7 protein-coding genes are annotated in these 4,972 nt (G+C 54.6%); all 7 read left to right on the plus strand.

Going from position 1 to position 4,972, the window contains the following annotated elements; genetic code table 11:
* On the plus strand, nucleotides 1-155 hold a 155-nt coding region (locus H5U02_13955; protein ID MBC7343525.1), incomplete at its 5' end, for a sugar nucleotide-binding protein.
* Between the two features lie 23 nt (nucleotides 156-178).
* Nucleotides 179-1,198 (plus strand): dTDP-glucose 4,6-dehydratase, encoded by a 1,020-nt coding sequence (rfbB, locus tag H5U02_13960; protein MBC7343526.1) that lies wholly within the window; start codon nucleotides 179-181, stop codon nucleotides 1,196-1,198.
* Between the two features lie 126 nt (nucleotides 1,199-1,324).
* Nucleotides 1,325-2,059, plus strand: coding sequence for a transferase (locus H5U02_13965; protein MBC7343527.1), 735 nt, complete (start codon nucleotides 1,325-1,327; stop codon nucleotides 2,057-2,059).
* Entirely contained in the window at nucleotides 2,052-2,477 is a 426-nt protein-coding gene (locus tag H5U02_13970) for a WxcM-like domain-containing protein (protein MBC7343528.1), read from the plus strand. The genes H5U02_13965 and H5U02_13970 overlap by 8 nt, the downstream gene beginning before the upstream one ends.
* Nucleotides 2,474-3,577, plus strand: coding sequence for a DegT/DnrJ/EryC1/StrS family aminotransferase (locus H5U02_13975; GenBank protein MBC7343529.1), 1,104 nt, complete (start codon nucleotides 2,474-2,476; stop codon nucleotides 3,575-3,577). The genes H5U02_13970 and H5U02_13975 overlap by 4 nt, the downstream gene beginning before the upstream one ends.
* Before the next feature lie 410 nt (nucleotides 3,578-3,987).
* Nucleotides 3,988-4,170 carry a hypothetical protein gene (locus H5U02_13980; GenBank protein MBC7343530.1) on the plus strand — a complete coding sequence of 61 codons (183 nt, stop codon included), beginning with the start codon at nucleotides 3,988-3,990 and terminating at the stop codon, nucleotides 4,168-4,170.
* Nucleotides 4,160-4,972, plus strand: an 813-nt coding sequence (locus H5U02_13985; protein MBC7343531.1) for an oligosaccharide flippase family protein, incomplete at its 3' end; no start/stop codon positions are given. The genes H5U02_13980 and H5U02_13985, both read left to right, overlap by 11 nt.

The raw sequence follows: 4,972 nt of genomic DNA on the forward strand, positions 1-4,972 counted from the left end.
CAAAAGTTGAGCTGTACCCAACCGATAGCAATCGGTACCAAAGACCGGCCAAGCGGCCGGCTAACTCGGTGCTGGACCCTTTCCCGTTGAAAGAAACTCTTGGATATCTCCTGCCTTCATGGCAAGATGCGCTGCGGCGCTACCACACCACTTAGCTATAAAGATGGGAGTGGCAGTTTTGAAAGTTCTGGTCACCGGCGGCGCCGGCTTTATTGGCTCTAACTTCGTTCAATACCTTTTACGTGAGCATCCGGACTGGCAGATCCTCAACCTGGATAAGCTTACCTATGCCGGTAACCTGGAAAATCTGGTCGCTATCCAGGACGACCCCCGCTACACCTTCGTCCATGGTGACGTGGCCGACCGAGGACTAGTACATAATCTTTTTGCGCGGGAGAAATTCGACCTGGTGGCACATCTTGCCGCCGAGTCCCACGTGGACCGCAGTATCCTCGACGCCTCGCCTTTCATTGAAACTAACATCAAGGGTACTCAGGTCCTCCTGGAAGCGGCCAAACGGTACCAGGTGCAGAAATTCCTCCAGGTATCCACCGACGAGGTTTACGGCTCTTTAGGGCCGGACGATCCGCCCTTTACCGAGGAGAGCCCCATCCGGCCCAACAGTCCCTATTCCGCCAGCAAGGCGTCGGCCGACCTTTTGGCCCGGGCCTATTTCATTACCTTCGGCGTGCCGGTGGTCATCACCAGGTGCAGCAACAACTACGGTCCCTACCAGCACCCGGAGAAGTTCATTCCGACCATCATTCTAAACGCCCTGGCCGATAGCCCCATCCCCGTCTACGGCGACGGCCAAAACGTCCGGGATTGGATCCACGTCCAGGATCACTGCCGCGCCCTGGACCTGGCCCTACAAAGAGGCGAAGCCGGGCAGGTTTATAACATCGGCGCCAATAACGAACACAGCAACCTGGATATAGTGAGGACCATCTTGAAGATCATGGGCAAACCCGAGACTTTAATCACCTTTGTCAAGGACCGTCCCGGCCACGACCGGCGTTATGCCATCAACCCCGCCAAGCTGGTGGCGGAGCTGGGCTGGCGGCCGCAGGTGGACTTTGCCACCGGCCTTGAAGACCTCATCACCTGGTATACCACCCACCGCCCCTGGTGGGAGCGGGTCAAAAGCGGGGAGTACCGGGAGTACGCGGAGAAGTGGTATGGCGGCCTTATAGGGTAGGATGCCTAGTACCTGTATAAATTTATGAAGAAGAGTACTGATGGCTTATTGCTGTATAGGGGTTAGTCAACCCAGTGTGATTTGGTTGGCAAGAGACCGCGAAAGCGGTGCGTTGGAGGTGAAGTTGTGATTAGCGATAAAGCGGTAGTATTGACCAGCAAGATCGGTGAAGGCACTATCGTACATGAATTTGCGGTGGTGCGCAAGCAGGTTATTATAGGCGACAATGTTGTTATTCATCCGCATGTGGTCATCGAAGACGGTGTGGTAATTGGCGATAACGTGGAGGTTTTCCCGGGAACGTACATTGGCAAGATTCCTAAGGGTGCTGGCGCTTTGGCTCGGGCGCCCCGGTTTGAACCCTTTGTGAAAATTGGAGATAATTGTTGCATTGGCCCGAATGCTATCATCTTTTGTGGGGTGATCATTGGCAATAACACCTTGATCGGTGACGGTGTCTCGATTAGAGAACAGTGTCGCGTGGGGTCCTATAGCATCGTAGGTCGCTATGCCACTATCAATTATAATACGCAAATCGGTAATAGGACCAAGATCATGGACCTGACGCATATTACGGGTAACTCACACATTGGTGATGACGTATTTGTCAGTGTCTGTGTAGGAACGACAAATGATAACGCGATTGGCAGCTTAAAAGTTGACAAAGACAGTATTGTTGGCCCTTACATTGACGATGGCGCGGCCATTGGCGCGGGGGCATCGCTGTTACCGGGCACCCGTATTGGAAAAGGCGCCGTAGTTGGCGCGGGGGCAGTTGTTACAAAGGATGTACCACCTTACGCCGTAGTGATGGGCATACCGGCAAGGGTGGTCCGTTTCTTGAACCAGCGAGGTGAGTGACTCAGTGTTGTCTGATTGTAGAATTATAGAGTTACCCAAGATACCGGATCACCGAGGAAACCTCACCTTCATTGAGGGGGAAAAACATATTCCTTTCCCCATCAAGAGGGTGTTTTACGTGTACGACGTCCCTGGGGGGGCAAGTCGTGGTGCCCATGCCCATCGTGAGTTGGAACAGTTCTTGATCTGCGTGTCAGGGGCTTTAGATGTTTACCTGGACGACGGGTACGAGAAGAGGACAGTGCACCTTAACCGTGCCAACGAGGGATTGTATATACCGCCTATGATATGGGCCTCTGAGGGGAATTTTGATACGGGGACCGTCTACCTGGTATTGGCTTCCCGCCCGTACGATGAGTCCGATTACTACCGCGATTATGACCAATTCTTGGCTGCGGTTCGGGGGCGTACATCTTGAATGTTCCGTTTCTCGACCTTAAGTCAGCGTACCTCGAATTGAAAGATGAGCTTGACTCTGCTTATCAGCGGGTAATGGAAAGTGGCTGGTACATCCTTGGCTCAGAGGTAGATGCCTTTGAGCGGGAGTTTGCCGCCTACTGCGGAGTTAAGCACTGTATCGGCGTGGGTAATGGCCTTGATGCTCTCCATCTAACTCTGCGTGCGGCGGGGATAGGCCCAGGAGATGAGGTGATCGTTCCGGCCAATACCTACATTGCTACGTGGTTGGCTGTATCCTACGCGGGGGCAACTCCTGTTCCCGTGGAACCCAACGAGCGGACTTATAACATAGACCCAACGCGGGTCGAGGCCGCGATCACCTGCCGGACGAAAGCCATCATGCCGGTGCACCTTTACGGGCAACCGGCTGACATGGACCCCATCCTTGAGATAGCCCAACGGCATGGATTGTGGGTTTTCGAAGACGCCGCTCAGGCCCACGGCGCCCGATATAAGGGTCGGCGAATTGGTTCCCTAGGAGATGCTGCCGGCTTCAGTTTCTATCCAGGCAAGAACCTCGGTGCCTTCGGCGACGGTGGCGCCGTGACCACCAACAACGATGAGCTAGCCGAGAGAATACGCGCTCTACGGAATTATGGTTCCCAAGTCAAGTACATAAATAGATATAAGGGCCTAAACTCCCGCCTAGATGAACTGCAGGCGGCCCTTTTAAGGGTGAGGCTTCGGCGCCTCGATGGGTGGAACGCTCGCCGTTCCATGGTTGCTGCTACCTACAGTCAGGCTCTGGTCGAAACCGATTTGATCCTGCCCTACGTGCCTGAGTGGGCAGAACCGGTATGGCATCTTTATGTGGTGAGGAGCCGCGCGCGGGATGTCCTGCAAAAACGGCTCGCCGATGCAGGGATTGGTACCCTTATCCATTATCCAATTCCTCCCCATCTCCAGGATGCTTATAAAGACCTAGGCTTCAGCCGAGGAGCGTATCCCATCACTGAGCGGCTGGCACAAGAGGTTTTAAGCTTGCCCATGGGGCCCCACTTGTTGCCAGAACACGTTAATGCTGTGGTACAGGCGGTGAAAACTCAGTGCGAATCTTGATATCCTTGACGAGACCTCTAAGGCTGGCATACACGAGACTGAAAAGAGCGCAGCGTAGATTGCTTGCATATCTGCAACCAGGTGCGCTTCGTGGCAACCTAAGCCTTGATAAGGATGTCGTGCTTGTTCCTCTGTGCTGCGATGGCCAAGGCAAGGTTATCGTGCGGGGGGGGACTGTTATAGGCTCCCCACTGTCGCCACGCCTGGGCAAAGGGGAGGTGTTGTTACAGGCTAGAACGCCGAATTCCGTCATAGAGATAGGCACGGGGGTAGCTTTCTCTAACAACGTTTCTGTAGTCGCAATGGAAAAGGTGGCGATCGGATCAGGCACCCTTGTTGGGAATCTGGTTACGATTATGGATAGTAACTTCCACGAAATCGACCCAAGCAGAAGGCGGGATGGCACGGGGATGGTTAAACCAGTTTACGTAGGGGAGAATGTGTGGTTGGGCAGTCGCGTCATTGTGCAAAAAGGGGTGAGCACCGGAAATAATTCCATAGTTACTCCCCAATCGGTTGTGACCAGAGATATTCCACCAAACTGTATAGCTGGCGGCATCCCGGCTAGGGTGATTAGGCAAATTGGAGCGTAGCAAGGACAGTACCGTAGCTGGTATCCTTCGGGCCTCGGCCATCATGGGCAGCAGCTCAGCGGTATCCATTGTCGCCGGCATAATAAAGGCCAAGGTCATGGCCGTGCTCCTGGGCCCGACGGGTATCGGGTTCATGGGCCTTCTACAGTCCATCCTTACCACCGTCGGCACTCTTTCAGGTATGGGGCTGGCCAGTAGTGGCGTCCGGGAGATTGCGGCGGCTCAGGCAAACGGTGCTCCCGAAAGAATGGCCCGTACCCGTAGCGCCCTCTGGTGGGCAGCTGTTGTATTCGGTCTATTGGGCGCGCTGGCCTTGGTACTTCTACGCGAGCCCATTGCTAGGTTTACCTTTGGCACCACCGCCTACAGCTATGGTGTTGCCTGGTTGAGCATTGGGGTTTGGGCCACCACCATTTCCGGCGCTCAAACGGCCCTACTCAACGGCTTGCGCCGCCTGGGGGACCTTGCTAAGGTAAACATCTTTGGGTCACTGGCAGCTATGATCATCGGGGTAGTGGCTGTCTGGCAATGGGGGATTGCTGGCGTAGTTGTAGCCGTTGTTATTGCTCCACTGACTACCATGGCTGTTTCCTGGTGGTTGACGCGCGGACTCATGTCACCCGAGGCTACGGTGACACTCAAGGAGTTGCGAGAACCGTGGCGACGTCTGCTTAGCCTCGGGGTGGTCTTTATGACCACTGCCCTGATGAGTGTTGGTACCCAGTTTCTCGTGCGACTGATTGTGACTCGCACCCTTGGCCTGGATGCTACTGGTCACTTTCAAGCTGCCTGGAGTATATCC

This window comes from Clostridia bacterium (genome assembly GCA_014360065.1).
In the GTDB taxonomy this organism is placed as follows: Bacteria; Bacillota; DSM-521; order Neomoorellales; family JACIYF01; genus JACIYF01.